Here is a 23,989-nt window from a genome sequence, read left to right on the forward strand (position 1 = left end):
GGCCGATACCCGGGCCAGACAAACAAAATGTGCAGAGGGAAATGAAGAGGTGATGAGCCGCACGCAGGCGCTGGCATATCACAAGCCACATGCAACCCCGCTGCGCCTTGTACACACCAGGCCGGTCTCCGGACTTACAGAGCCCACCTGAGGGTGGCATGTCGATGCGCCTTCCCGCTTTCGCAGTGGCGGCCATGGCCGTGGGCCAGAGCGTGCATCTCCATATCTCTGATTACCGTTGCGGGTGCAGTGCAGGATTGGTGGGAACTCCATTCACCTGCTTCTCGTTTCACCTCCGCGCGCAGAGCACGCCATGAGGCACCTGTGGTGGCGCGATCTTACGCGATAACCTGGTGCACACGGCCCAATTCATCGGCCTGGCCGCCGCTTTCCTGCCGCCCGTGCGGCGACCGGATATTGACAGGGCGGGCAGGGGGCGGCGCGATGCTCTGTCAGTTGACTATCAAAATAGATAGCTGTTAGCGCTTGCCTGTTAAGCGGTAGAGGCGATTTTTAGTTGAATTTCAGCGGTAGTCGAAGAGTATCCGGCCAGGCCTTTGCCAGCCGTTCGGCTCCGCCAAACAGACGCTTGCTCTGGCCCGCAGCGGTTTCACAGTCCACCAGAATCTGCGCAAGGGCAGGTATGGGGCCGCGCTCCAGTTGCAGCACATCGGGGCTGCGGAAGTCGCTGATCAGCCAGAGGCAGGATGATTGCCGAGAGTATCTGGCCGTCATCTGCCAGCCCGCCTCCAGGGCCTGGGCCAACGGCGTGCCGCCTCCGCCGCGTAGCGGCTCGATCAGATCGGCATTCCAGCGTGGCGCCCGCGTGGGCTCCAGCAGCCAGTGCAGCTGGCCTGCGCCGAAGCAGAGCAGGGCCACGGATTCGCGCTGCAGATAGGCCCGGCGCAGCCACTGCAGCAGCAGGCCCTTGGCCTGGGCGAATGCGCCGCTCTCCACCATGGAGGCCGAGCAGTCCAGCAGAAAAAGGTGTTGCCTGCGTACAGCTCCCTCGGGCTGGCGCCAGCGCAGATGTGCGTGTGCCAGTGGCTGGCCCTGACGCTGGCGCAGGGTGGCTGTCCAGTCAATCGATGCCCCTGGCATCTTGTGGACGCCGGGTGCGGCATGGCTGGCCAAGGCCAGGCCATGGTTTTCGGAGCCGATTTGCCCCCGGCCGGCGCTCAGCGCAGCGGACCGGAGGCTCGGGCTTTTTTTGCGGCCAGGGCCTCCAGGGCTGCCTGTGCCATGGCATCGGCCTGTTGTGCATCGAAGGCGGTGCTGCTCACGGCTTGAGCCTGTCCCCAGCCGGCAGGCGGCTGTTCGAGGCTCGGGCCTGCCTTTTGAGGCAAGGAGCTGGTGGCGCCGGGCTCGCGGGTAGCCGGTGAATGAGAGGCTGGTGCCTGGGTATCAGGCTCTGTGCGGGCTGCGCTGCCCGCGCCTGACGGTGTGGCGGGCGTTGCCGACGGCTGGGCGGAAGGCGTGGCTGCGGGGGGCTGCCGCAGCTGGCTGGAGCTGCCCGGATCTGGCTGGCTGGCGCGATGCTGCAGCACCAGTGGCGCAACTTCGGACACATGTGCTGGCGTGATGCTCTGACTGCCTTGCCAGGCCGCCAGAGCGCGTGCAGCACGCAGCATGACCAGGTCGGCACGCAGTCCGTCCACCTGGGCGGCAATGCACTGCAGGGCCACGGCCTCGTGGACGGCATCGCTCCATGTCAGCTCCGAGGCATTGCGGCAACGGCTGCGGGCCAGCGTCAGCCTTTGGCGAATCTCCTGCTGCCCGGTTGCATGAGATCGGGCGAAGCCCTGGGGATCCTGATCAAAGCGCAGCCTTGCCTTGACGATGCTGCTGCGCAGCTGCGGGTCCTGAGCATTGTCCAATTGCACACAAAGGCCCAGTCGGTCCAGCAGCTGTGGCCGCAGCATGCCTTCTTCGGGGTTCATGGTGCCGATCAGCACAAAGCGCGCGGCATGGCTGTGCGAGATGCCGTCGCGCTCTATGCGATTGATGCCGGAGGCCGCCACGTCAAGCAGCACATCGACGATGGCATCGGGCAGCAGATTGATTTCATCGACATAGAGCACGCCGTCGTGCGCCTTGGCAATCAGACCCGGAGCGAAGCCCACTTCGTGGCCTGAGAGCGCCTTGGACAGGTCCAGACTGCCGGTCACATGCTCGATGGAAGCGCCTAGCGGCAGGGTGACAAAGGGCGCAGGGGTCAGCAGGTCCGCCAGCGCGCGGGCCGCCGTGGACTTGGCCGTGCCGCGCGGGCCTCGAATCAGCACGCCGCCCAGCTGCGGCTCTATCGCGGCGAGCAGCAGGGCCTGTACCAGGGTGGGCTGCCCCTGTATCGCCGAGAGTGGGAATACGGGTACCGGATCGTGGTTGGGGCTCATTGGGAAACCTGTCCTTCCATGAATTCTTCGTGCTCCAGCATCTGGGTCAGCAGGCTCTGGTGATGTTCGCCGGGCTGCTCCCACATGCCGCGGTCTATGGCTTCCAGCAGGCGCGAGACGATATCGCCCAGTGCTTGTGGATTGTGCTGGCGCAGAAACTGGCGCACGCTCTCGTTTTCGACATAGGCCTGGGTGACCATGGCGTAATGCTGGTCCGAGACCAGCGCGGTGGTGGCATCGAAGCCAAACAGATAGTCCACCGTGGCAGCCATCTCGAAGCCGCCCTTGTAGCCGTGGCGCATGGCGCCCGCAATCCACTTGGGGTTGGTGACGCGGGCGCGTACCACACGGCCTATCTCCTCGGCCAGGGAGCGAATCCTGGCAGACTGAGGATTGCCGTGGTCGCCATGATAGACGGCAGGGTCGCTGCCGCCCAGGTGCCGCACGGCCGCCACCATGCCGCCCTGATGCTGGTAGTACTCGCTGGAGTCCAGCAGGTCATGCTCGCGGCTGTCCTGGTTCTGTAGAACCACATCGAGTGTCTGCAGACGCTGCTCCAGCGCGGCGCGGGCCGGCACGCCATCGGCCTGCTGGCCGTAGGCATAGGCTCCCCAGTGCAGATAGTGGCGTGCAAAGTCGCCCGCGTCGGTCCACTGGCCGCTACGCAGCATCTCATGCATGCTGGCACCATAGCTGCCGGTGGGCGCTCCGAAAACGCGCCACAACGCCTGTTCGCGGGCCGCGTCGGCGCTCAGGCCCTGATCCACGGCAGCCTGCGTATCTCGCAGCACGCGCGCGCGGATGGGGTTGTCCTCGGCGTCCTCATCGAGCTCGGCCACGGCACGCACCGCGGCATCGAACATCTGCACCACATTGGGAAAGGCATCGCGGAAGAAGCCGCTGATGCGCAAGGTCACGTCGACACGCGGGCGACGCAGCCCCACGGCGGGAATGACTTCAAAGTCGGTCACGCGCTGGCTGCCGGCCGCCCATTTGGGACGAACCCCGATCAGGGCAAAGGCCTGGGCGATATCGTCACCGCCGGTACGCATGGTGGCTGTTCCCCAGACGGAAAGACCGATGGCCTGTGGATATTCGCCATGCTCCTGCAGATAACGCTCCAGCACGCGCTGCGCGGACTGCTGCCCCAGCGCCCAGGCGGTCTGGGTGGGGATGGCACGGGTGTCCACGGTGTAGAAGTTGCGCCCTGTAGGCAAGGTGTCGCAGCGCCCGCGCGAGGGTGAGCCGCTGGGGCCGGGTGGCACAAAGCGTCCTTGCAGTGCTTGCGAGAACTGCAGCAGTTCCTGCGGGCCGCAGGCATCCAGTGACGGTGCAATTTGCTGCTCGATGCGCGTCAGCACTTGTAGTGTGTGCGGCCAGTCGCGGGACAGCGCGGGATTGGCAATGACCTGCAGGGCCAGCAGCTCGAGCCGCTCGCGCGTGTCGCCGCCATGGCGCCAAGTGCCGGCATCCTGCTGCTGCAGCGCGGCCGGGCGCGGGCCGTTCCAGGGCGCGGCGGCATCCATGTCCAGCGGGTTCCAGTCCATGGCCGGCAGCAGGTCGGCTGTCAGCGCATTGAGCAGGCCTTGCTCGTTGCCGGCATTGCCGGGATAGCGCGCCAGCGAGAGCAGGGTGGATTCGCGCAACTGGCCCTGTGGCGAGCTGCCGAAGATATGCAGGCCATCGCGGATCTGGGTTTCCTTGAGTTCGCACAGATAGGCATCGATGCGTTCCAGCAACTGCTCGTCGGCATCGGGCTGCGCGCCCGCCGCTTCGAGACCGAGTTCGCGCAGCAGATCCTGCTGTCTGGCGCAGTCCAGAATCTGCTTGCGCAGCATGCCGGAGCGGCGCAGATCGACCAGCAGGGCTTCGTAGTATTCGTCCACCAGGCGTTCCAGCTCCTGCATGGGGCCGTGGTTTTCGGCGCGCGTGAGCGGCGGCATCAGATGGTCGATGATGACGGCCTGGCTGCGGCGCTTGGCCTGAGCCCCTTCGCCGGGGTCGTTGACGATGAAGGGGTAGACATGCGGCAGCGGGCCGAGAATGGCATCGGGCCAGCATTGCTGCGACAGCGCGAGGCTCTTGCCCGGCAGCCATTCCAGATTGCCATGCTTGCCCACATGGACCATGGCGTCCACGCCAAAGACATCGCGCAGCCAGAAGTAGAACGCCAGATAGTGATGGGGCGGCACCAGCTCGGCGTCGTGGTAGCTGGCGTAGTCATTGCGCCCGTCGAGAGAACGTGCGGGCTGTATGCCGACAAAGACATGGCCCAGCTGCAGGCCCGCAATCATGAACCAGCCATCGCGCAGCATCGGGTCCTGCTCGGGCGCTCCCCAGCGCTCGGCTATGGCCTGGGCCATATCGCTGGGCAGCTGTGCCAGACGCTGTTGATAGGCCTGCAGCGAATAGCCCTGGCTTGCAGGACGCAGCGGCCATTTTTTGGGGTCATTGGCAATGCCTTGTTGCAGCAGGCCCATCAGTGCTAGGCCGGAGTCGGGCCGCGCAGCAGCATCCCCCAGTTGCCAGCCGTCGCGTGCCAGCTGATCCAGCAGGGCAATGACGGATTCCGGCGTATCGAGACCCACGCCGCTGCCCATGCGTGCCTCGCTGCCCGGGTAGTTGGCCAGTATCAGCGCGGCTTTCTTCTGAGCCGCAGGCTTGCTGCGCAGCTGGCACCAGCGCCAGGCCAGCTCGGCAATCCAGGCAATGCGGTCGGGCTCGGCCTGGTAGCTGATCACATCGGTTTGCGTCAGCTCGCAGCGATGGGCCAGGCCTTTGAAGCTCATGGCGCGCGTCATGATGCGACCGTCCATCTCGGGCAGCACCACCTGCATGGCAATGTCGCGCGGGCGCAGGCCCTGGCTGTCGGCCAGCCAGTCCTCGCGGTTGCTGCCGCTGGCAATCACCTGCAGCACGGGAATGTCGCCGGCCAGCGCGTCGGCCGCCTCGCCGGTGCGCGCATGTTCTCCGAGGGCCGCAAACGCCGTGGTGTTGAGAATGATCTGCACCTGGTGGGTGATGCACAGGGAGCGCAGCGTCTGCAGGCACAGCCCGTCCTTGAGCGACTCCAGGGCCAGCGGCAGCGGGTTCAGGCCGCGCTCGAGCAGGGCGTCGGCCATGGCATCGAAGGCCTCGGTATTGGCCGCCAGCAGATGCGAGCGGTAGAAGACCAGCATGGCCACGGGGGCGCCGGGCGTCCAGCGTGCCTGCAGGTCGTCCAGGCCCGGAAGATGCCCTGCATCGTCAGCCAGCCAGGCTTGAGGCACATGCACGGCGACGGGGGGCAGCACCCGCACGGGCGCTCCCTCGCGGCCCTGGTTCAGGCCCCAGGCTGCCGCCATGTGCAGGAACTCGCGTGCATTGCCCAGGCCGCCGGCGCGCAGGTATTGCCACAGCGCACGGCTTTGCTCGGGCTCCAGCGTGCCTTTGGCCAGCAGTTCGGGATCTTCCTGGTTGTCGCCCGAGAACATGGCCAGCTTCTGGCCCTTGCGGCGCGCCAGCTTTTGCAGCTGCTCGATGCCGTAGGGCCAGGTGGACTCGGCTCCCAGATGATCGACGATGACCAGCCTGGCATGCTGCAGCACCTCGTCGATATACAGATCGAGCGAGGCGCTCTGGCGCAGATGCAGCAGGTTGGCCAGGCGCAGCGTGGGCGTGGACCCTGCGGCCCGGGGCTCGGCCTGCAGCCACATCCGGTAGGCATCGGCCAGCAGCGACAGCGTGGTGTCGGCAGAGCTGAGCACCACCATGTCTGCAGGCGTCTGGTCCAGACGGGTGATGATGCTGTCGTCTTCGACAAAGCCGCCGGGGCGGGAGCTGAGCAGGTGCATGATTCAAAAAGATAGCTTTATCCGCTTGCCAGTAAAGCGATAGAGGCCGATTTGCTTGGATTTTATGCCTGGGCGCCCAGCAAGGCCTGGCGCAGCACGGCGGTGTCCAGCTGCTTGCCGATGAACACCAGACGCGTGGCCGCAGCTTCGCCGTCGGCCCAGGCACGGTCGAAATAGGCATCAAAACGGCGGCCCACGCCCTGCACCAGCAGACGCATCTTCTTGCCCGGCAAGGCGGCAAAGCCCTTGACGCGCAGCACGCCATGTTGCTCAACGATGGACTGCAAGGCCTGCATCAGGCGCTCACGGTCCACGGCACCCAGGTCGAGGTGCAAGGAGTCGAAGGCATCGTGGTCATGGTCTTCGTCATGGTCATGGTGGCTGTGCTTGTCGTCGATCGACAGCTCGGCGGCGCGATGCTGGCCCAGCAGCACGTTCAGGGGCACCTGGCCCTGCACGGCTTCGATCATCTTCACGCTGGCAGGTACTTCTTCGGCCACCAGGGCTCGCACCTGACCGAGTTGTTCGGCCGTGACCAGATCGGCCTTGGACAGCACCACCAGGTCAGCGGCCGAGAGCTGATCCTCGAACAGCTCATGCAGGCTGGCGTCATGGTCCAGATTGGGGTCGGCCTGACGCTGCTCGTCGACAGCATGCGGATCATGGGCAAACTGGCCGGCAGCCGCAGCGGGCGTGTCGACCACGGTGACCACCGAATCGACAGTGAAGACATTGGCAATGTCGGGCCACTGGAAGGCCTGGACCAGGGGCTTGGGCAGGGCCAGGCCGCTGGTCTCGATCAGCAGCACATCGATGTCGGCGCGGCGTTCTGCCAGGGCCTTCATGACGGGGAAGAACTCTTCCTGCACGGTGCAGCACATGCAGCCGTTGGCCAGCTCGTAGATCTGGCCGTCTGCGCCGCCTTCCTCCTTGCAGCCTATGGCGCAGGTCTTGAGGATTTCGCCGTCAATGCCCAGTTCGCCGAACTCGTTGACGATGACCGCCACGCGCAGGCCCTTGGCCTGCTCGAGAATATGGCGCATCAGCGTGGTCTTGCCGCTGCCGAGAAAGCCGGTGACGATGGTGGCGGGGATTTTGGTGGTTTGCATGGATCACTCTCCGGATGGGGATCAACAGGGAAATTCAACAGGTAAACTTATTCGTGCAGTGCGGGCTGTGGCCCATGCACGCGCAGGTGTTCGTGGGGGCAGTCATGCTGCTGCACATGGGCTGACAGCACGGACTCGATCGTCGTGGCATCCATGGGGCCGTACCACACGCCTTCGGGGTAGGCGATCATCAGCGGGCCGTGGTTGCACGGGTACTGGCAGCTGGTTTGCAGCAGCATCACCTGCTTTTTGAGCAGCGGGTTTTGCTGCACGGTGCGTGCCAGTTGCGGCCACAGCGCGACGGCTCCCTTGGCCGCGCAGCGTGGGCCCACGCACCACAGCACATGGTGCTGGTGCTCCGGCACTTGGGACCAGGCTTTGGGGTCGCGCTCCCAGTCTTCATCGGCCAGCAATTGCGGCACATCGGGCTGCTGCAGCGCGCTGGGAATGGTGGCGGCCAGCAGCTCGGCCAACGCCGGCAACTGCAGCAGGGGTTGAGCAAACACGATGCGAGGGGCGTGTTTTCCGGGTTGCCCTTCAGCCTGTTGCTTGGCGCGCCAGCGCATGATGAGCTTGTGCAGCCAGCGGCGCAGTGAAGGCTCGTCGGGCACCATGACGGGCAGGATCAATATCTGATCGGCATCGGCGCACAGGTCCAGCGCTTCGGGCAAGGCAGGCTGTGCTCGGTCCACAAAGGCCGGCTGCACACGCAGCACAGGCGTTTGTGCGGCAGCCAGCCGGGCCTCAAGCTGCGTTGCCAGATCGCTCAGTTCCGTCAGGCCGCCCGCATAGGCCGCACCGCGGCTGAGCACCACGATGGCCAGGCCGGCGTTGGCTGCAGGTAAAGAGGGCGTGGGCTCAGTGCAGGTCTGGGTCATAGCAGCTCATCCGGCATGAATTCGATCACGGGCTTGCCCGTGCGTGCGCTGGTGTGCACCTGGGCGCGCACGCCGTAGACACGGGCAATGGTCTCTGGCGTCAGCACTTCGGTCGGAGTGCCTTGCGCCACGAGTGCACCGTGCTGCAAAAGGTAGATGCGGTCGCAGTAGTGCGCGGCCAGCGGCAGCTCGTGCAGAGCGGCCAAAGTGGTCAGGCTCAGGCCGCGAATCAGATTCATCAGCTCGAACTGGTGGCGCACGTCGAGGTGGTTGGTGGGCTCATCCAGCACCAGCAGCGGTGCCTGCTGGGCCAGTGCGCGGGCCATGAGCACGCGCTGCTTCTCACCGCCCGAGAGCGTGGAAAACATGCGCTCGGCCAGTGGCTGGGCCTGCACCCGCGCCAGCGACTGGGCGACGATGGCAAAGTCTTGCGCGCTGTCTTTGTCAAAGGCGCTTTGGTGCGGCGTGCGTCCCATCAGAACCACATCGCGCACGCGCAGATCGAACTCGTTGGCATTTTCCTGTGCCAGCACGGCCATGGCACGGGCGTTGTCGCGAGCACTGTGCCGCCAGACGTCGCGCTCCTGCATACAGACCGTGCCGCTGGCGGGTCTGAGGATGCGGTAGATCATGCGCAGCAGCGTGGACTTGCCACTGCCGTTGGGCCCGAGCAGGCCCACGAACTGGCCACGCGCCACCTGCAGGCTGACATCACGCACGATATGCGCCGCTGCGGCCTGAAAGTTGAGCTGACTGGCCTGCAAAAGCAGCTTGCACTGGCTGGGTGCCTGAGCTTGATGGGCTTGGAACATCACAGGCTCAGCCTTTCCCGGGCATTCTTGCGGCACAGCATCCAGACAAAGAAGGGGCCGCCCAGCAGCGAGGTGATGACGCCCACAGGCACCTCGGCCGGAGCAAAGCTGATGCGCGAGAACACATCGACCCAGACCAGGAAGATGGCGCCCACCAGCGCCGCCACGGGCAGCACGCTGCGATGCTCGGCCCCCACAAGCATGCGCGTGACATGGGGCACGATGAGGCCCACGAAGCCGATGGGCCCGGTCAGCGCCACCAGCACGCCGGTGATCAGGGAGACCAGCACAAACAGCCAGCGCCTGGTGCGCGTGGTGTCCACGCCCAGCGTCATGGCGGTTTCTTCGCCCGCGAGCAGGGCATTGAGTGAGCGCGCCTGCGTCAGCAGCAGAACCACGCCAGCCAGCAGCAGCAAGGCTGGCAGGCCCAGCTCGTCCCAGCGCGTGCCGGCCAGGCTGCCCAGCGTCCAGGTCAGCACCGAGTTAGCCAGCTCGCGCTGATCGGCCGTGAGCACGATCAGGCTGGTGACGCCGCCCAGGCAGTAGGCAATGGCCACGCCGCCCAGAATCAGGCGCGAGGCCAGTAGCCTGCCGTGGGCATGGGCGAGAAAATACACCGTGGTGCAGGCAGCCAGCGCACCGCCAAAAGCGCCCAGCGGCAGGGCCAGCTCACCCGCAAACGCCAGTGTGCCAAAGGCCAGCACGCTGACCGCGCCTACCGAAGCGCCAGACGACACGCCCAGCAGATAAGGGTCGGCCAAGGGGTTGCGCACCATGGCTTGCATGGCCACGCCCACCACGGCCAGACCTGCTCCCGCCAGAGCGGCCAGCAGCACGCGCGGCAGACGCACGCGCCAGACGATTTGCTGCTGGGCCACGGTCCAGTCACCTCCGGACCCACCAAAGCTCAAGCCCAGGTTGTTGAGCTGCTGGCCTATTTCATGCGCCGTGATCTGCCATGCCAGTTGCGGCGCCATGCGAACCGGCCCCAGCGTGATGGCCAGCGTGAGCGAAAGCAGCAGCAGCGCGATCAACGCCGCCAGCCACAGTGCCAGTTGACGGCGCTGGGCCGAGAAAGCGTTGGTGGTGGCGCTGACCGAAGCCGCACTGCTTGGGTGTTCGGCGGTCTGCATCATGGCTCGCTCACCTGTTCGGGTATCTGCTCGGGGTGCAGCGCATGGGCCAGGCGCTGGGTGGCGGCGACATTGCGCGGGCCTGGCGTGGCTTCGGCAAACTCAAGCAGCACGAACTTCTGCTCGCGTATGGCCTTGAGGTGGGCCAGCTCGGGCTTGGCCAGCAGAAATTGGCGTTTGCCGTCGGCCACGGGCCTGTCGTTATCGACGATGACTATCCAGTCCGGTTCGCGGGCAATCACGTCTTCCCAGTTGCCGCGCATCCAACTGCTGTCCAGATCGTCAAAGATATTCGTTGCGCCCGCTGCCTCGATCATGGCCTGGGGCATGGCATAGCGGCCCGTGGTGACGGGGATGTCTGTGCCGCTGTCAAACACAAAGACCTTGGGTTTGTGGCTCACGTTCTGGAGGGCGTCGGTCACGCGCTGCAACTGGGCGCGCTGCTTGCCCACCAGCGCCTGGGCGCGTGCCTCGATGTTAAAGATGCGGCCCAGGTTGAGCAGGTCGTTGAAAGTGTCTTCCAGCGAAACGCGTTCGCGAGCCACCTGCCGTATGCAGGATTCGCTGAGCACATAGCTGGCGATGCCCAGCTCCTTGAGGCTGGCAGGAGTGATCTGGCCGGGTCTGAAGCCATAGGACCAGCCGCTGAAGACAAAGTCCGGCTGGGCGTTGAGCAAGGTTTCCAGGTTCATGCCCTGGCTGGACAGATCGGGCACGCCGGCCAGCAGCGGCTGCATGGCGGTGGGCAGGCGGCTGATGTCGCGCAGACCGCCATAGCCCACCAGCCTGTCCTGCAGGCCCAGGGCAAGAAACATCTCCAGCAGATTGATGCCATGCACCACGGCACGCTGCGGAACTTTGTCATAGGCCACGGGCTGGGTGCAGACATCGATGGTGAGCGCTGTTGTTGCCGCCTTGCTGGGTGATGTTTGCGGGATGCTGCCGGCCTGATGGCTTTCGCCGCAGGCGCTGAGCGCTGCTGCCGAAGCCAGCATCGCGACAAACCATAGTGGTTGCTTCAGTAACAGGAGCTGCTGGCGAATGTATTTAAAGGACTTCATGGCTAAAAGTGTCTGAACTCAAGAAAATACAAGCGCAGGCAGCTACTGATATCAAAGCGATGCATGGCACTTAGAACGTGAACTCGGCCGTGAGATCGACGCGCCGCCCCTCACCGGGGTAAGCCTGTGCCGCCCTGGCGCTGGAGACGGCCGAGTAGGTGTAGAGCTTGTCCGTCAGGTTGCGCAGCGTCAGACGATAGGTGCTGTGCGGCTGGGGACGCCAGCTCAGTGCAGCATCCCAGACGGTGTAGCCGCCGCTGCGCGCGGTGTTGGCGTTGTCCGCAAAGCGGCTGCCCACGGCACGTGCGCCCAGCGATGCCTGCCAGCGGCCCAGGGTGTTGTGGGTGGTGTAGTGGGCCCACAGATTGGCGGTGTTGCGCGCCACGTTGGTGGGACGCTTGCCGGAGCGGTCGGCGCCACTGGCTTCGATCAGTTGGTCATACTTGGCGTCGACAAAGGCGTAATTACCCTCAAGGCGCCAGTTGGGTGACAGGCGCATCACCGCGCTCAGCTCCAGCCCCTGCGAGCTTTGCTTGCCGCCTTGCACGGACAGCAAAGCGTTGTTCGGGTCGCGCGTGATGATGTCTTTCTTCTCGATGCGATAGGCAGCAGCCGTCCATTCGCCCTGGCCCTGGGCGAACTGCTGCTTCAGGCCCAGCTCAATCTGGCGTGCCGTGGTCAGCTTGAAGGGGCTGTTGCCCAGGTTCAGTGTCAGCACATTGGTGACGGGGTCATGGCCTTGAGATAGCTGGCCGTAGAGGTTGGTCTGGGCACTGAGCTTGTGCGTCAGACCCAGGCGCCAGGCCGTGCCGTTCAGACGTTTGTCGAAGGAGCCGCTGCCCACCAGATCATTGCGCTCAAAGTCCGTGAGGGCGCGGCGTATGCCGGCCAGCAGCAGCCATTTGTCGCTCAGCGTCCAGGCATCCTCGGCATAGAAGTCATGCGTGGTGGCCTGAGTGCGATAACTTGGCAGCCTGGGCGAAGTATTGGGCCAGTAGCCCAGCGAGGGCTCGTTCACGCCGATGGTCGCGCTGCCCGCATAGTCGTTGCGTGCAAAGTTGAACCGGGCGCGGCTTACCTCCCAGCCCGCTACTACTTTGTGCGCACCGGCCTGGATGGTAGTTTCCAGCCGATTGCCGGTCTGGGCCAGATCGTGGGCCAGCTCCAGATAGTCACCCAGCGTCACTTGCTGCTTGCTGGGGTTGTAGCTATAGGCTTCGATGTTGCGCCAGTAGCGATCGGCCTTGAAATGGTAGAGCTCGTTGCTCACGCTCAGCCAGTCGTTGACCTGGTACTGGGCACGGGCGCGCACGCGCTTGTCCTTGATGCGGATATCGCTGTCAGCGGTGTTGAAGTTGCGCCCCAGCAGCTCGGGCACGATGGCACCGTTCACGGTGGGTGTGCCGAAATAGCGTGCAGGTTTTTCGTCGCTGACATCGGCCAGCAGTTCCATGCGCAGGGCCGCCGTGGGTTGCCAGCGCAGCGTGCTCATCAGCTTGCCGCCGCTGGCGCGGCTCATGTCGTGCTCGCCATTTGTGTGGTGGCCATAGGCATCCAGGCGGTAGCTCAGCGTGTCGCTCAGCGCGCCGCCCATGCCCAGACCGAGCTTGGCCGTACCGTGCGAGCCGGCCCCGACCAGTACTTCGCGCACAGTCTCCTTGCTGGGCTGCTTGCGCACCACATTGGCCGTGGCGCCCACGGTACCCGTGCCATAGACGATGGAGGCAGGGCCGCGCAGCACTTCCACGCGCTCATAGCCCCAGCTGTTGGCAGGGTATGGCGTGGTCGACGAGGCCACGCTCAGGCGCACGCCGTCTTCGGCGATGCCCACCGAGTTGGTGCCGGTGAAGCCGCGCGTGCTGAAGGACAGGCTGCTGTAGCTGGTGGCAGACAGTGGCGTCATGCCCACGGTGCGGCCGATGATGTCGGCCATTCGGCTGTCACCGCGCTCCTGCCAAGTCTGCTCGTCCACATAGTCGAGGCTGGCGGGCAGGTCACGGGTGGCGATGCCGGTCCGGCTGCCCGATGTTGTTGGCTGCGACAGACCCAGTCCGCCAGGGGCGTTGTCCGTGACCTGTACGGTAGGCAGTTGCGCTGCCGAGGAGAAAGTGGAGGGGCTTGAGCTGTTGGCCGAAGGTTCTGCGGCCAAGGTCAAGGCAGGTGCCAGGCCGATCAGGGCAGCAGGCAGGGCGAAAGATTTCATGTCGTCAGCGAGAACTGACCAGCCTGCATGCATGTGACGAGACATGACCTGCGTCCGGAGTGCGCCTGGGTGTGCGCGCCTGTCGCCGATCAGTTGCCGTCACGCTGCTCCCCGCAGACGGTCGTTGCAAATGCCGACTGCCGGAGTTGCACCCGGACGGTCAGCGCTTAACAGGCCGGTATCCGGGCTGGCAGATTGCGCGAGGCATGCCACTTCGTCTTCCCAGCGCTGCCGCGCACCTCTTGAAGAGGCCACGTAGAACGCCAGTGACTGGCTCTTGCTGGTGCAAAAGCCGTGAAGTGGATTGATCTGCTTACCGTTGCGGGGGCAGCCAAGGCTTTGAACCTTGTTCCCGTTTAACCCGATGAAATATCGGGCACCTGCTACGTTGAACAAGCTTGGCAGACCGTAGTCTGAAAGATCGTTCGCGAAAAATTATATAGCAGCAGCCATCGGTAGTGCCTACGAGGCGGGATCCATGGCGACAAGGACAGACACAGGGCCAGCACCGGCATTGCGGCAGGCATGCCAATTGCCGTCAAACATCTGGCGCAGTAGAAAAACAGCCATGGCTGTTTTTTGAGTGAATTCAGTCAAAACTGAGCTGATATTTGTGCATAAAAATAGAGGCTGAGACAGCCCCCGATTTTGAGGACACCATGAGCATCTGGTCCATCGACGCACAGACCGTCACCCACAGCATTCAGCTCGCTGTTGCGCCGGTTTTTTTTCTGACTGCCGTGGCCGGCATGATTGGCTCCGTAGCGGGGCGGCTGGCCCGCATCATTGACCGCGCCCGCAAGCTGGAGGAAAGCCTGCGCACCCTGGACGATCACGATCTGATCGCCCGCCATCTCAAGGAACTGCATTTTCTGCGCGAGCGCGGGCGACTGGCCAACGTATCCATCGCGCTGCTGACGCTGTGCGGCATGTGCATAGGGCTGACCATTGTGCTGCTGTTCGTGGGCCAGGCCTACGGCGTCAGCGGCCACGGCTATGCCGTTTTCAGCTTTCTGCTGGGGGTGCTGGCCTTTGTGCTGGCTCTATGCTGCTTCCTCTGGGAGACCATCATGGCGACACGCATTCTGGACTTTCATATGCTCACCCAGGCCAGGGCGGCCGTGCGCCATGTGGAGTCCGAGCATCGCCCCTGATTGCGCTGCGAGACATGTTTTTCCTGCCTCTGATCCTGGTGCCCATCGTCTTCCTGATGGCACTTGCTCGCCTCTATCAGATTCCCGTGCAGCTGCGTTCGGGCCGGTTGCTGCTGGTCGAGCGCGGCAGACTGCTCTTGCGTCTGGCCACCTTGCTGGCCTATGCCGGCCTGCTGGCAGGTAGCGGGGCATTGCTTGCGGTCTTGGTGTATGCAAGCTTTTTCGCGGCCGACCGATGGTCGGCCTATCTGCATCTGGCCCCTTATCTGGCGCTTTATCCCTTTCTCTACCTGGCGGCTGCCTGGGTGTTCTATTACGGCCTGAAAAAGTCTTCAGCAGACTGAGCTAGTCCTTCATGGGCTCCAGCCAGGCAGCTGCGGCATGGATGATGCAGTCGGTCAGGCGTTGCAGGCTGGCCTGAGCATTGCGGGTATGGGCCCAGTACATAGGGATGTGGAGATCTCTGCCCGGGAGCAGTTCCATCAAATCGCCACTGGCCAGCTGCGGGGTGATCAGCTGTGCCGGGTGCATGCCCCAGCCCATGCCCAGTTCCACGGCACGGGTGTAGCCCTGGTTGGAGGGCAGAAAGTGACGCGCGTTGTTGCGCCGTCCGTCCAGCCCCAGGCCGTGCAGCCATTGGTCCTGCAGGCTGTCCTTGCGGCCGTAGTACATCATTGGCGCCTTGGCCAGCATCTGGGCCAGTTCCCGGTCTGATTCGGCCTGGGCCAGGTGGCGCTGCACAAACTCCGGGCTGGCCACGGCGATATAGCGCATGCGGCCCAGGGGCCAGGTGTTGCAGCCAGCAATCGCAGAGCCCGTGGCCGTGACGGCGGCCATGACTTCGCCTTCCTTGATGCGTTTGGCCGTGTGGTCCTGGTCGTCAATGCTGATGTCCAGCAGCTCGTTGCCATCCTGCGTGAAGGCCGCCATGGCATCCATGAACCAGGTCGACAGGGAGTCGGCATTGACCGCCAGCTTCAGCGTGGGCAGGGCAGTCTGTCCTTCGGGGACCAGCTCGGGATTCTTGCGCCGCAAATCGTTTTCCAGCAGCGCCACCTGCTCCACATGCAGGCACAGGCGTCGGCCGGCCTCCGTGCCGGTGCAAGGCGTACCGCGCAGCACCAGCACCTGTCCCACGCGTTCCTCGAGCAGCTTGATGCGCTGGGAGATGGCGGAGGGGGTGACATGCAGCTTGCGCGCCGCACGCTCGAAGCTTCCCTCGCGCAATACGGCGGCAAGCGCTTCCAGTCCCGCGTAGTCCAGCATTAGAAATTCTTCATTGAATTGAGTAAATGTAATTTTACTTAATTGCTTCGCAGAGCAAGAATCCGGGCCGGTTTGGAGGAGTCAGCGGCTCATGGACATGACAACTAATTTTTATTCCGCCTGGATTGCAGGCTTTACGGTGTGCGCTTCGCTCATTGTTTCCATAGGTGCCCAGAACCTGTATGTGCTGCGACAGGCAGTGCATGGCGAACATGTGAAGGCCTGCGTGGCTCTGTGTGTGCTCAGCGACGGGCTGCTGGTTGCGCTGGGGGTGGCCGGCATGGCGCAGATGCTGGCCAGCTATCCGGTATTGGCCCAGTATCTGACGCTGGGTGGCGCCGCATTCTTGCTGGCCTATGGCCTTTTCGCCTTGCGGCGCATGTGGCTGGCCCCGGATGCCGCCATGGAGGCCGGCGAGCGCAGGGCTGCACCACGCGGAATGATGAGCGTGCTGGCTGCACTGGCAGCCATCACTTTGCTCAATCCTCATGTGTACCTGGATACGGTCTTGCTGATGGGCTCGATTGGCGCCCAGCAGGAGGGTGCGGGCCGCTGGTCCTACGTGATGGGTGCGGCCTCGGCCAGCTGCCTCTGGTTTGTGCTGCTGGCGATGGCGGGGCGCCGTCTCAAGCACTTGTTTGCCAACCCCGGTGCCTGGCGCGTCATGGACGGTATCACCGGTGTGATGATGCTGTGTCTGGCCTGGTGGGTGGCAAACAGCGCTTTGGGAATGGAGATTTGAGTCTCAAGTTGCGCCAGCGCCATTCATTGCAGGCTCTTTCACACCCCCACATCGGGTTTCAAGCCTCTGCGGCTTGTTCCCACAGACCCACGGCTTCGATGAGGTTCCAGCTATTGCATTCAATGCGGTAGTGGCCTGTGGCTCCGGTCTTCTGGCTCTGGCCCTCGATCACCACAATATGCCTGCCATGGCGCTGGGCCTCGGAGAGCGGGCGGATCTTGTCGTAGTTGTGCCTCTCGGCAATGTCGCCACGAAAGGCAATCGTCACTTGCTCGCGCCGGGGGAAGTAGTCCTTGGCATATTTGTCCAGAGTGCGATCGGCAACCAGCGTGGCCATATCGGGCGAAGTGGCGGAAGAAGCGTTCATCGTGTCTCCTCAAGAGTGGACTCTTGTTTGTGTGCGGAATCTGAGCCGGTTTATGACGCAATTGTTGCATTTTGTTTCCGGTGGCGCCAGTGCCAATCTCCATGGCAGATGGCAGACCTCGTCCTGCATCAACCCCGGCCGGGCGGTCGCACGGCGGAACCGCCTTATGGCGTAGACAGGGGCAGTTGCAGACCTGTCTTGATGCGCTCCAGCGCGATCGAGGTGCTGTAGCGGCGAATGTTCTCGTCCCCTTCGAACAGGCGTTTGCAGATGGCCTGGTAATCATCCATGTCGGTTGCCGTGACGACCAGGATGTAGTCGGTTTCGCCCGTCACATAGAAGCACTGCTGCACAGCCGCTTCGTCGGCGATACGCGCCCTGAAGCCGCGCGACAGATCCGGCCTGTCGTTGACCAGCTGCACGGTGATGACCGCAGTCAGCGTGCGGCCCACCTTGACGGGCTCCAGCACGGCCACATTGGCGGCAATCACCCCGGTTTCCTGCAATCGTTTGATGCGCCGCTGCACGGCTGGGGCCGAGAGGTTGATGTGCTCAGCAATCAGACGCTGCGGCATGAGGTTGTCACGCTGGAGCAGGGCAAGAATCGCGTGGTCAAAGGAGTCCAGGTCGGCAGCAGGCATGGTGTTGGATGGGTTGAGAGCGAAACTTGCAGATTCAGGGCTGAAAACGAGCAAATTTCGCGGGTGACATGCAATATCGTACTCACCTATGTCAAAAAACAGCTGGAATCATTGGTGGCCCGTGTTGGCCGTGTTGGGCTCGGTCACTGCACTCGGGCTGGGGACTTCGCTGGCCAAGCAGCTGTTTCCTTTGATTGGTGCCCAGGGTACATCGGCACTGCGAGTGGGTTTTGCCGCGTTGATTCTGGTGTGCGTCTGGCGGCCCTGGCGCTGGTCGCTCAACCGTCAGCAGGCACTGGCTCTGTTGGTTTTCGGCATGGCACTGGGCGGCATGAATCTGATGTTCTACATGGCGCTGCGCGATATTCCGTTTGGCCTGGCCGTGGCCATCGAGTTTTCAGGACCGCTGGCCGTGGCCATCTACTACTCACGCCGCGCGCTGGACTTTATTTGGCTGGCGCTGGCGGTTGTCGGCCTGGCCTTGATTCTTCCTCTGGGTGGCAGTGCTTCGGGCCTCAATCTCTCCCCGGTGGGTATTGCCTGCGCGCTCGGAGCCGCCATCTGCTGGGCCTCCTACATCGTTCTGGGGCGCAGGCTGGGCCATATCCCCAGCGGCCAGGCCGTCTCCCTGGGCTTGCTGTGCGCGGCGTTGGTGGTGGTGCCGTTTGGTGTGGCCGAGGCTGGAGTCAAGTTGCTGACGCCGTCGATTCTGCTGTTCGGGCTGATGGTGGCGGCCATCTCCAGTGCCTTGCCTTACTCACTGGAAATGCTGGCTCTGCGCCGTCTGCCGCCTGCCACCTTCGGCATCGCGCTGGCGACCGAACCTGCCATTGCAGCACTGATGGGCATGCTGCTGCTCAGCGAGAACCTGACGGCCACGCAGTGGACCGCCATTGCCTGCATCATGGCTGCGGCCATGGGCAGCGCCGTGACGCGCCCAGGTACCAAATCGCCTGCGGTGGATGCTTCGGCAGCCACTTCCGGATGAATACCCATGCTATGAAAAGAGATGCTGCTAGCGCTTGCTCATCAATGCTTTGCCGAAATATTTCTAGTGAATAACCCTTGGAATTTAAGCAGCAAGCTCTGTTTTCTGTAGCTGCAATAGTTCGAAACGCTGCTTGTGCAGCGTTTTTTGTTGCCACCCAGATTGCCTGTAAAGCGATGTTCCGATCAGTTTTTCGAGTCGTCGAAATCTTGAATGATGGCAGATAGATAGGGGGCTTTATTGCTTCCATGAGGACAGGCTTCTATGCTCATTTCGAGTCATATTTTTTGACCGATTTTTGCGCTATCCGGTTTGCGGTTTTGGCTGTCGTGGCTACTGCATATTTGTAGGAATCTCGGTCTATTCAAATTAGGAGCGAGGTGCTACAACGGACGCACACGGTAACGAATGCCTTGCAACTTTGCGGCACTGATTCGAGCCCTGGTGCCGCCACGGGAGGTCATATGGATGTCATCAGCAATTCCGCAGCACGCTACGTTCGCCTGCGTGAAGAAGAAATGTCGCTGGACGAGTACCTTAGCCTTTGCCAGCGTGATCCCATGGCCTACGCCGGAGCCTCACAGCGCATGCTGTCCGTCATCGGTGAACCCGAAATGGTGGATACCCGCAACGATCCCGTGCTGTCGCGTCTGTTTGCCAACAAGGTCATCCGTCGCTATCCCGCATTCTCTGAGTTCTACGGCATGGAAGATGCCATCGAGCAGGTGGTGAGCTTCTTTCGTCATGCGGCCCAGGGTCTGGAGGAACGCAAACAGATTCTCTATCTGCTGGGACCGGTGGGCGGCGGTAAAAGCTCGATTGCAGAGCGTCTCAAATACCTGATGCAAAAGGCACCGTTCTACGCGCTCAAGGGATCGCCTGTGAACGAGTCGCCGCTGGGTTTGTTCGACCCCGTGGAAGACGGTCCGGTGCTGGAAGACGAGTTCGGCATTCCGCGTCGCAGTCTGCAGCATGTGCTCTCGCCCTGGGCCGTGAAGCGGCTGGAGGAGTTCGGCGGAGACATTCGCCAGTTCCGAGTGGTCAAACGCTACCCCAGCATTCTCAAGCAGATAGGCATTGCCAAGACCGAGCCCGGCGATGAGAACAACCAGGATATTTCCAGCCTGGTGGGCAAGGTGGACATCCGCAAGCTGGAGAACTTTTCGCAAGACGACACCGATGCCTACAGCTACTCGGGTGGCCTGTGCCTGGCCAATCAGGGCCTGCTGGAGTTCGTGGAAATGTTCAAGGCTCCGATCAAGGTGCTGCACCCCTTGCTGACGGCCACGCAGGAAGGCAATTACAAGGGCACGGAAGGCTTTGGCGCGATTCCGTTTGACGGCGTGGTGCTGGCGCACAGCAATGAAAGCGAATGGAAGGCCTTCCGCAACAACCGCAACAACGAGGCGTTTCTCGATCGTATCTACATTGTCAAGGTGCCTTACTGCCTGCGCGTGAGCGAGGAAGTCCGCATCTACGAGAAGCTGATCCGGGAGTCTTCGCTGGCCAACGCCATCTGCGCGCCTGGCACGCTCAAGATGATGGCGCAGTTCTCCGTGCTCACGCGCCTCAAGGAGCCAGAGAACTCCAGCATCTTCAGCAAGATGCAGGTCTATGACGGCGAAAGTCTCAAGGACACTGATCCGCGCGCCAAAAGCTATCAGGAATACCGTGACTACGCGGGCGTGGACGAGGGCATGGAGGGCATCTCCACCCGCTTTGCCTTCAAGATACTGGCCAAGGTCTTCAATTACGACAGCACCGAAGTGGCGGCCAATCCCGTGCACCTGATGTATGTGCTGGAGCGGCAGATCGAGCGCGAGCAATTTCCGGCCGAGCTGGAGACCAAGTACATAGGTTTCATCAAGGAATATCTGTCCCAGCGCTATGCCGAGTTCATCGGCAAGGAAATCCAGACTGCCTATCTGGAGAGCTATAGCGAGTACGGTCAGAATATCTTTGACCGCTACGTCACCTACGCCGATTACTGGATTCAGGACAGCGAATACCGCGACACCGATACCGGCGAGGTGTTCGATCGCAATGCGCTCAATGCCGAGCTGGAGAAGGTGGAAAAGCCGGCCGGCATTGCGAACCCCAAGGACTTCCGCAACGAGATCGTCAACTTCGTGCTGCGGGCCAGGGCCAACAACCAGGGCAAGAACCCCAGCTGGACCAGTTACGAGAAGCTGCGCGTGGTGATCGAGAAGAAGATGTTCTCCAACACCGAGGAGTTGCTGCCAGTCATCAGCTTCAACGCCAAGGCCAGTGCTGAAGATGCGCGCAAGCATGAGGACTTCGTCACTCGCATGGAAGCCAAGGGCTATACGCCCAAGCAAGTGCGTCTACTTTGCGAGTGGTATCTGCGCGTGCGCAAGAGCAGCTGACAGCGGTGTCGGTGGCCCGGCGCGGCCACCGACAGGACGGTTGAGTTGAGAACAGCCCCTGGAGATGGGAGCACAGATGGCACTGCATATCATCGACCGCAGGCTCGCAGGCAAGAATAAATCGGTGGGCAACCGCGAGCGGTTTGTGCGGCGTTTCAAAGAGCAGATCGCGGAGGCGGTGCGCAAAGCCGTGTCTGCGCGCGACATCCGCCATATCGATCAGGCGGAAAGCATCACCATTCCGAAAAAAGACATTCAGGAGCCGGTCTTCAGGCATGGTCAGGGTGGTATCCGCGATATGGTGCTGCCCGGCAATCGCGAGCATGTGCGCGGTGATCGCATTGCCCGCCCGCCTGGTGGGGGCGGCGGTTCGGGGTCGCAGGCCAGCGATAGCGGTGAGGGGCAGGATGACTTCACTTTCACCTTGACCAAGGAAGAGTTCATGGAGCTTTTCTTTGAAGATCTGGCGCTGCCGCGCCTGCTGCGCAACCACATCGGCAATACCTTGCAATACAAGACAAGGCGCGCCGGCTACAGCCATGACGGCACGCCCAGCAATCTGGCGCTGGTGCGCACCATGCGCGGCGCCCTGGGGCGGCGCATTGCGCTGACCAAAGCTCCGCACCGTGAGCTCAAGGTACTGGAGGAACAGCTTGAAGCTCTGCTGGCGCAGGACGACGGCACCAGTGAGTCAGTAGCCGAGTTGCAACGCCGTATCGATACCTTGCGTGAGCGCATCGGTGCAGTGCCTTTCCTGGAGCAACTGGATCTGCGCTTTCGCAATCGCAGCAAGGTGCCCGTGCCCAGCAGCCAGGCCGTGATGTTCTGCGTGATGGACGTGTCCGGCTCCATGGATCAGGAGCGAAAGGAGCTGGCCAAGCGCTTTTTCATCCTGCTGTATCTGTTTCTCACAAGGCATTACGACAAGATCGAGATTGTTTTCATCCGCCACCACACCCAGGCCGCAGAAGTCAGCGAAGACGAGTTCTTTCACTCCACGGAAAGCGGCGGCACGGTAGTCAGCAGCGCGCTGGTCCTGCTCGAACAGATCATCAGGGCCCGCTACCCGGTCAACGACTGGAATATCTATGTCGCCCAGGCCAGCGATGGCGACAACTTCAGCGACGACGGCGGCAAATGCCACAGCCTTCTGGCCGAAAGAATATTGCCGCTGGTGCGCTACTACGCTTACCTGCAAGTGGTGCTCGAGGAGCAGAGTCTCTGGGAAGAGTACAGCCGCCTGCTGTCGCTGTTCCCCCATTTCGCCATGCGCAAGGTATCGGCAGCCAACGAGATCTACCCGGTGTTCCGCGATCTCTTCAAGAAGGATGGGGTATCGATATGAACCTCAATCTCTATCCCGTGCTGGATCTCAGCGCCAGCAGAAAGGCCGGAAATTCGCATGCCCAGGGGGAGCCGCGCTTTCGCGATGTGCCGCAGGCACCTTTGATGGCGTCCCAGCGACCGGCGTCTCCCTTGCCCGACCCCAGCGACTGGACTTTCGAGCTGATCGAACAGTATCACGCGGCGATTGCGGCCACGGCTGAGCGCTACGGTCTGGATACCTATCCGAATCAACTGGAGATCATCACGGCCGAGCAGATGATGGATGCATATTCCAGCGTGGGCATGCCGGTCAACTACCGGCACTGGAGCTATGGCAAGGAGTTTCTGGCCACGGAGCGCCGCTACCGACGAGGCCATATGGGACTGGCCTATGAGATCGTCATCAATGCCAACCCTTGCATCAGCTATCTGATGGAGGAGAACAGCACGGCCATGCAGGCCCTGGTGATTGCGCATGCGGCCTATGGGCACAACAGCTTTTTCAAGAACAATTATCTGTTTCGCATGTGGTCCGACGCGGGCAGCATCATCGACTATCTCGTCTATGCGCGCGACTATGTGGCGCAATGCGAGGAACGCTATGGCTTCGACACCGTGGAGCAGTTGCTGGATTCCTGCCATGCGTTGTCGAACTTTGGTGTGGACCGCTATTGCCGTCCCTCGCATAAAAGCCTGTCGCGAGAGCGCGCCGAGAGAGAGGCGCGTGAAGCCTATGTGCAGCAACAGGTCAATGTGCTGTGGCGCACGCTTCCAGCCCGAAGGGACAAGGACAAGGACAGCACGACGCAAGGCAGCGAGCGCTTTCCCAGAGAGCCCGAAGAGAACATCCTCTATTTCATCGAGAAGAACGCTCCCTTGCTCGAACCCTGGCAACGAGAGATCGTGCGCATCGTGCGCAAGATCGCCCAGTATTTCTATCCGCAGCGCCAGACTCAGGTGATGAACGAGGGCTGGGCCACCTTCTGGCATTACACATTGCTCAACACTCTGTATGACGAGGGTTGGCTGACCGACGGCGTGATGCTGGAGTGGCTGTCATCGCATACCAATGTGATCTACCAGCCGCCCGCTGGCCACCGGGCCTTCAGCGGCATCAATCCTTATGCGCTGGGCTTTGCCATGTACCGCGATATTCGGCGGATCTGCGAAAAGCCGACCGAGGAAGATCGCCGCTGGTTTCCCGACATGGCCGGCACGCCCTGGCTGCCAGCGCTGCACCACGCCATGCGCAACTACAAGGACGAGAGCTTTGTCGGCCAGTTTCTGAGCCCGCACCTGATACGCGACATGCGTTTGTTCTCTCTGCACGATGACCCTGACGAACGTGATGTTCTGGTCAGTGCCATCCACGACGAAGATGGCTACCGCACGCTGCGCCAGTTGCTGTCTCAGCAATACGACCTGGGGACGCGCGAACCCAATATTCAGGCCTGGAGCGTGAATCTGCGCGGCGACCGCAGTCTTACTCTGCGGCATACCCAGTACCAGGGCAGGCCACTGGCAGAAGATGCACAGGAGGTGCTCAAGCATGTGGCTCGCCTGTGGGGATTTGGCGTGCATCTGGAAAGCGTCAACGGCGATGGCGAGACACCGGTTTTGCGGCACTCGGTGCCTGCACCCTCGCATTGAGAAATCTCAAGTGGAAGTTGCTTTAAGCCCTTGCCTGTAAAGCGCT

The 23,989-nt window shown here is 62.5% G+C and carries 19 protein-coding genes and 2 riboswitches; of the genes, 7 read left to right on the plus strand and 12 right to left on the minus strand.

The features are described from left to right. Positions 1 to 101: 101 nt before the first annotated feature. A riboswitch (cobalamin riboswitch) is annotated at positions 102 to 341 on the minus strand. A 172-nt stretch (positions 342 to 513) separates the two neighbouring features. The 9 genes from AAIL66_RS06310 to AAIL66_RS06350 form a co-directional block, all read right to left on the minus strand. Then, on the minus strand, positions 514 to 1,134 hold the full coding sequence (locus tag AAIL66_RS06310) for a VWA domain-containing protein (protein ID WP_343496257.1): 621 nt from the start codon (positions 1,132 to 1,134) through the stop codon (positions 514 to 516). 44 nt (positions 1,135 to 1,178) lie between these two features. Further along, positions 1,179 to 2,393 (minus strand): ATP-binding protein, encoded by a 1,215-nt coding sequence (locus AAIL66_RS06315; protein WP_343496258.1) that lies wholly within the window; start codon positions 2,391 to 2,393, stop codon positions 1,179 to 1,181. Next, positions 2,390 to 6,226, minus strand: a complete 3,837-nt coding sequence (gene cobN, locus AAIL66_RS06320; RefSeq protein ID WP_343496259.1) for a cobaltochelatase subunit CobN — start codon at positions 6,224 to 6,226, stop codon at positions 2,390 to 2,392. The genes AAIL66_RS06315 and cobN overlap by 4 nt, the downstream gene beginning before the upstream one ends. A gap of 62 nt (positions 6,227 to 6,288) precedes the next feature. Next, complete coding sequence (cobW, locus tag AAIL66_RS06325; RefSeq protein WP_343496260.1) at positions 6,289 to 7,335, minus strand: cobalamin biosynthesis protein CobW; 1,047 nt, start codon at positions 7,333 to 7,335, stop codon at positions 6,289 to 6,291. 47 nt (positions 7,336 to 7,382) lie between these two features. Continuing rightward, the gene (locus AAIL66_RS06330; RefSeq protein ID WP_343496261.1) at positions 7,383 to 8,213 is read right to left on the minus strand and encodes a (2Fe-2S) ferredoxin domain-containing protein; all 831 of its coding nucleotides are present in this window, start codon (positions 8,211 to 8,213) and stop codon (positions 7,383 to 7,385) included. Further along, complete coding sequence (locus AAIL66_RS06335) at positions 8,210 to 9,025, minus strand: ABC transporter ATP-binding protein (RefSeq protein WP_343496262.1); 816 nt, start codon at positions 9,023 to 9,025, stop codon at positions 8,210 to 8,212. Before AAIL66_RS06335 ends, AAIL66_RS06330 begins: the two co-directional genes overlap by 4 nt. Further along, the gene (locus AAIL66_RS06340; RefSeq protein ID WP_343496263.1) at positions 9,025 to 10,161 is read right to left on the minus strand and encodes an iron ABC transporter permease; all 1,137 of its coding nucleotides are present in this window, start codon (positions 10,159 to 10,161) and stop codon (positions 9,025 to 9,027) included. The genes AAIL66_RS06335 and AAIL66_RS06340 overlap by 1 nt, the downstream gene beginning before the upstream one ends. Continuing rightward, the gene (locus tag AAIL66_RS06345) at positions 10,158 to 11,153 is read right to left on the minus strand and encodes an ABC transporter substrate-binding protein (protein WP_343496264.1); all 996 of its coding nucleotides are present in this window, start codon (positions 11,151 to 11,153) and stop codon (positions 10,158 to 10,160) included. The genes AAIL66_RS06340 and AAIL66_RS06345 overlap by 4 nt, the downstream gene beginning before the upstream one ends. A 136-nt stretch (positions 11,154 to 11,289) precedes the next feature. Then, positions 11,290 to 13,422: a TonB-dependent receptor gene (locus AAIL66_RS06350; RefSeq protein ID WP_343496265.1), complete on the minus strand. Its 2,133-nt coding sequence runs from the start codon at positions 13,420 to 13,422 to the stop codon at positions 11,290 to 11,292. Positions 13,423 to 13,577: 155 nt separating this feature from the next. Beyond that, positions 13,578 to 13,821, minus strand: a riboswitch (cobalamin riboswitch). Positions 13,822 to 14,081: 260 nt separating this feature from the next. On the opposite strand from AAIL66_RS06350, the gene AAIL66_RS06355 reads away from it, so the two are divergent. Both AAIL66_RS06355 and AAIL66_RS06360 read left to right on the plus strand, forming a co-directional pair. Then, positions 14,082 to 14,576 (plus strand): DUF2721 domain-containing protein, encoded by a 495-nt coding sequence (locus AAIL66_RS06355; protein ID WP_003062966.1) that lies wholly within the window; start codon positions 14,082 to 14,084, stop codon positions 14,574 to 14,576. A gap of 14 nt (positions 14,577 to 14,590) precedes the next feature. Then, positions 14,591 to 14,920: a hypothetical protein gene (locus AAIL66_RS06360; protein WP_012838045.1), complete on the plus strand. Its 330-nt coding sequence runs from the start codon at positions 14,591 to 14,593 to the stop codon at positions 14,918 to 14,920. Between the two features lies 1 nt (position 14,921). Here AAIL66_RS06360 and AAIL66_RS06365 read toward each other — a convergent pair whose 3' ends face one another. Beyond that, on the minus strand, positions 14,922 to 15,842 hold the full coding sequence (locus AAIL66_RS06365) for an HTH-type transcriptional regulator ArgP (protein WP_012838046.1): 921 nt from the start codon (positions 15,840 to 15,842) through the stop codon (positions 14,922 to 14,924). Positions 15,843 to 15,933: 91 nt separating this feature from the next. Here AAIL66_RS06365 and AAIL66_RS06370 point away from each other — a divergent pair, with 91 nt between their 5' ends. Next, the gene (locus AAIL66_RS06370; protein WP_343496266.1) at positions 15,934 to 16,584 is read left to right on the plus strand and encodes a LysE family transporter; all 651 of its coding nucleotides are present in this window, start codon (positions 15,934 to 15,936) and stop codon (positions 16,582 to 16,584) included. A gap of 58 nt (positions 16,585 to 16,642) precedes the next feature. Here AAIL66_RS06370 and AAIL66_RS06375 read toward each other — a convergent pair whose 3' ends face one another. Then, positions 16,643 to 16,951, minus strand: a complete 309-nt coding sequence (locus AAIL66_RS06375; RefSeq protein WP_003062961.1) for a hypothetical protein — start codon at positions 16,949 to 16,951, stop codon at positions 16,643 to 16,645. A gap of 164 nt (positions 16,952 to 17,115) precedes the next feature. Then, a complete protein-coding gene (locus AAIL66_RS06380; RefSeq protein ID WP_343496267.1) occupies positions 17,116 to 17,592 on the minus strand; it encodes an Lrp/AsnC family transcriptional regulator in 477 nt (158 codons plus the stop codon). Between the two features lie 88 nt (positions 17,593 to 17,680). Between AAIL66_RS06380 and AAIL66_RS06385 the strand changes: the two genes are divergently transcribed. The 4 genes from AAIL66_RS06385 (at position 17,681) to AAIL66_RS06400 (ending at position 23,943) form a co-directional block, all read left to right on the plus strand. Further along, positions 17,681 to 18,580, plus strand: a complete 900-nt coding sequence (locus tag AAIL66_RS06385; protein ID WP_034369627.1) for an EamA family transporter — start codon at positions 17,681 to 17,683, stop codon at positions 18,578 to 18,580. Between the two features lie 464 nt (positions 18,581 to 19,044). Next, positions 19,045 to 20,967 carry a PrkA family serine protein kinase gene (locus AAIL66_RS06390; protein ID WP_003062956.1) on the plus strand — a complete coding sequence of 641 codons (1,923 nt, stop codon included), beginning with the start codon at positions 19,045 to 19,047 and terminating at the stop codon, positions 20,965 to 20,967. A gap of 76 nt (positions 20,968 to 21,043) precedes the next feature. Beyond that, on the plus strand, positions 21,044 to 22,312 hold the full coding sequence (locus AAIL66_RS06395) for a YeaH/YhbH family protein (protein WP_059440823.1): 1,269 nt from the start codon (positions 21,044 to 21,046) through the stop codon (positions 22,310 to 22,312). Continuing rightward, positions 22,309 to 23,943, plus strand: coding sequence for a SpoVR family protein (locus tag AAIL66_RS06400; protein ID WP_034377501.1), 1,635 nt, complete (start codon positions 22,309 to 22,311; stop codon positions 23,941 to 23,943). The genes AAIL66_RS06395 and AAIL66_RS06400 overlap by 4 nt, the downstream gene beginning before the upstream one ends. Positions 23,944 to 23,989: the final 46 nt, after the last annotated feature.

Source organism: Comamonas sp. F1-6 (assembly GCF_039581415.1).
Classification (GTDB): domain Bacteria; phylum Pseudomonadota; class Gammaproteobacteria; order Burkholderiales; family Burkholderiaceae_C; genus Comamonas; species Comamonas thiooxydans.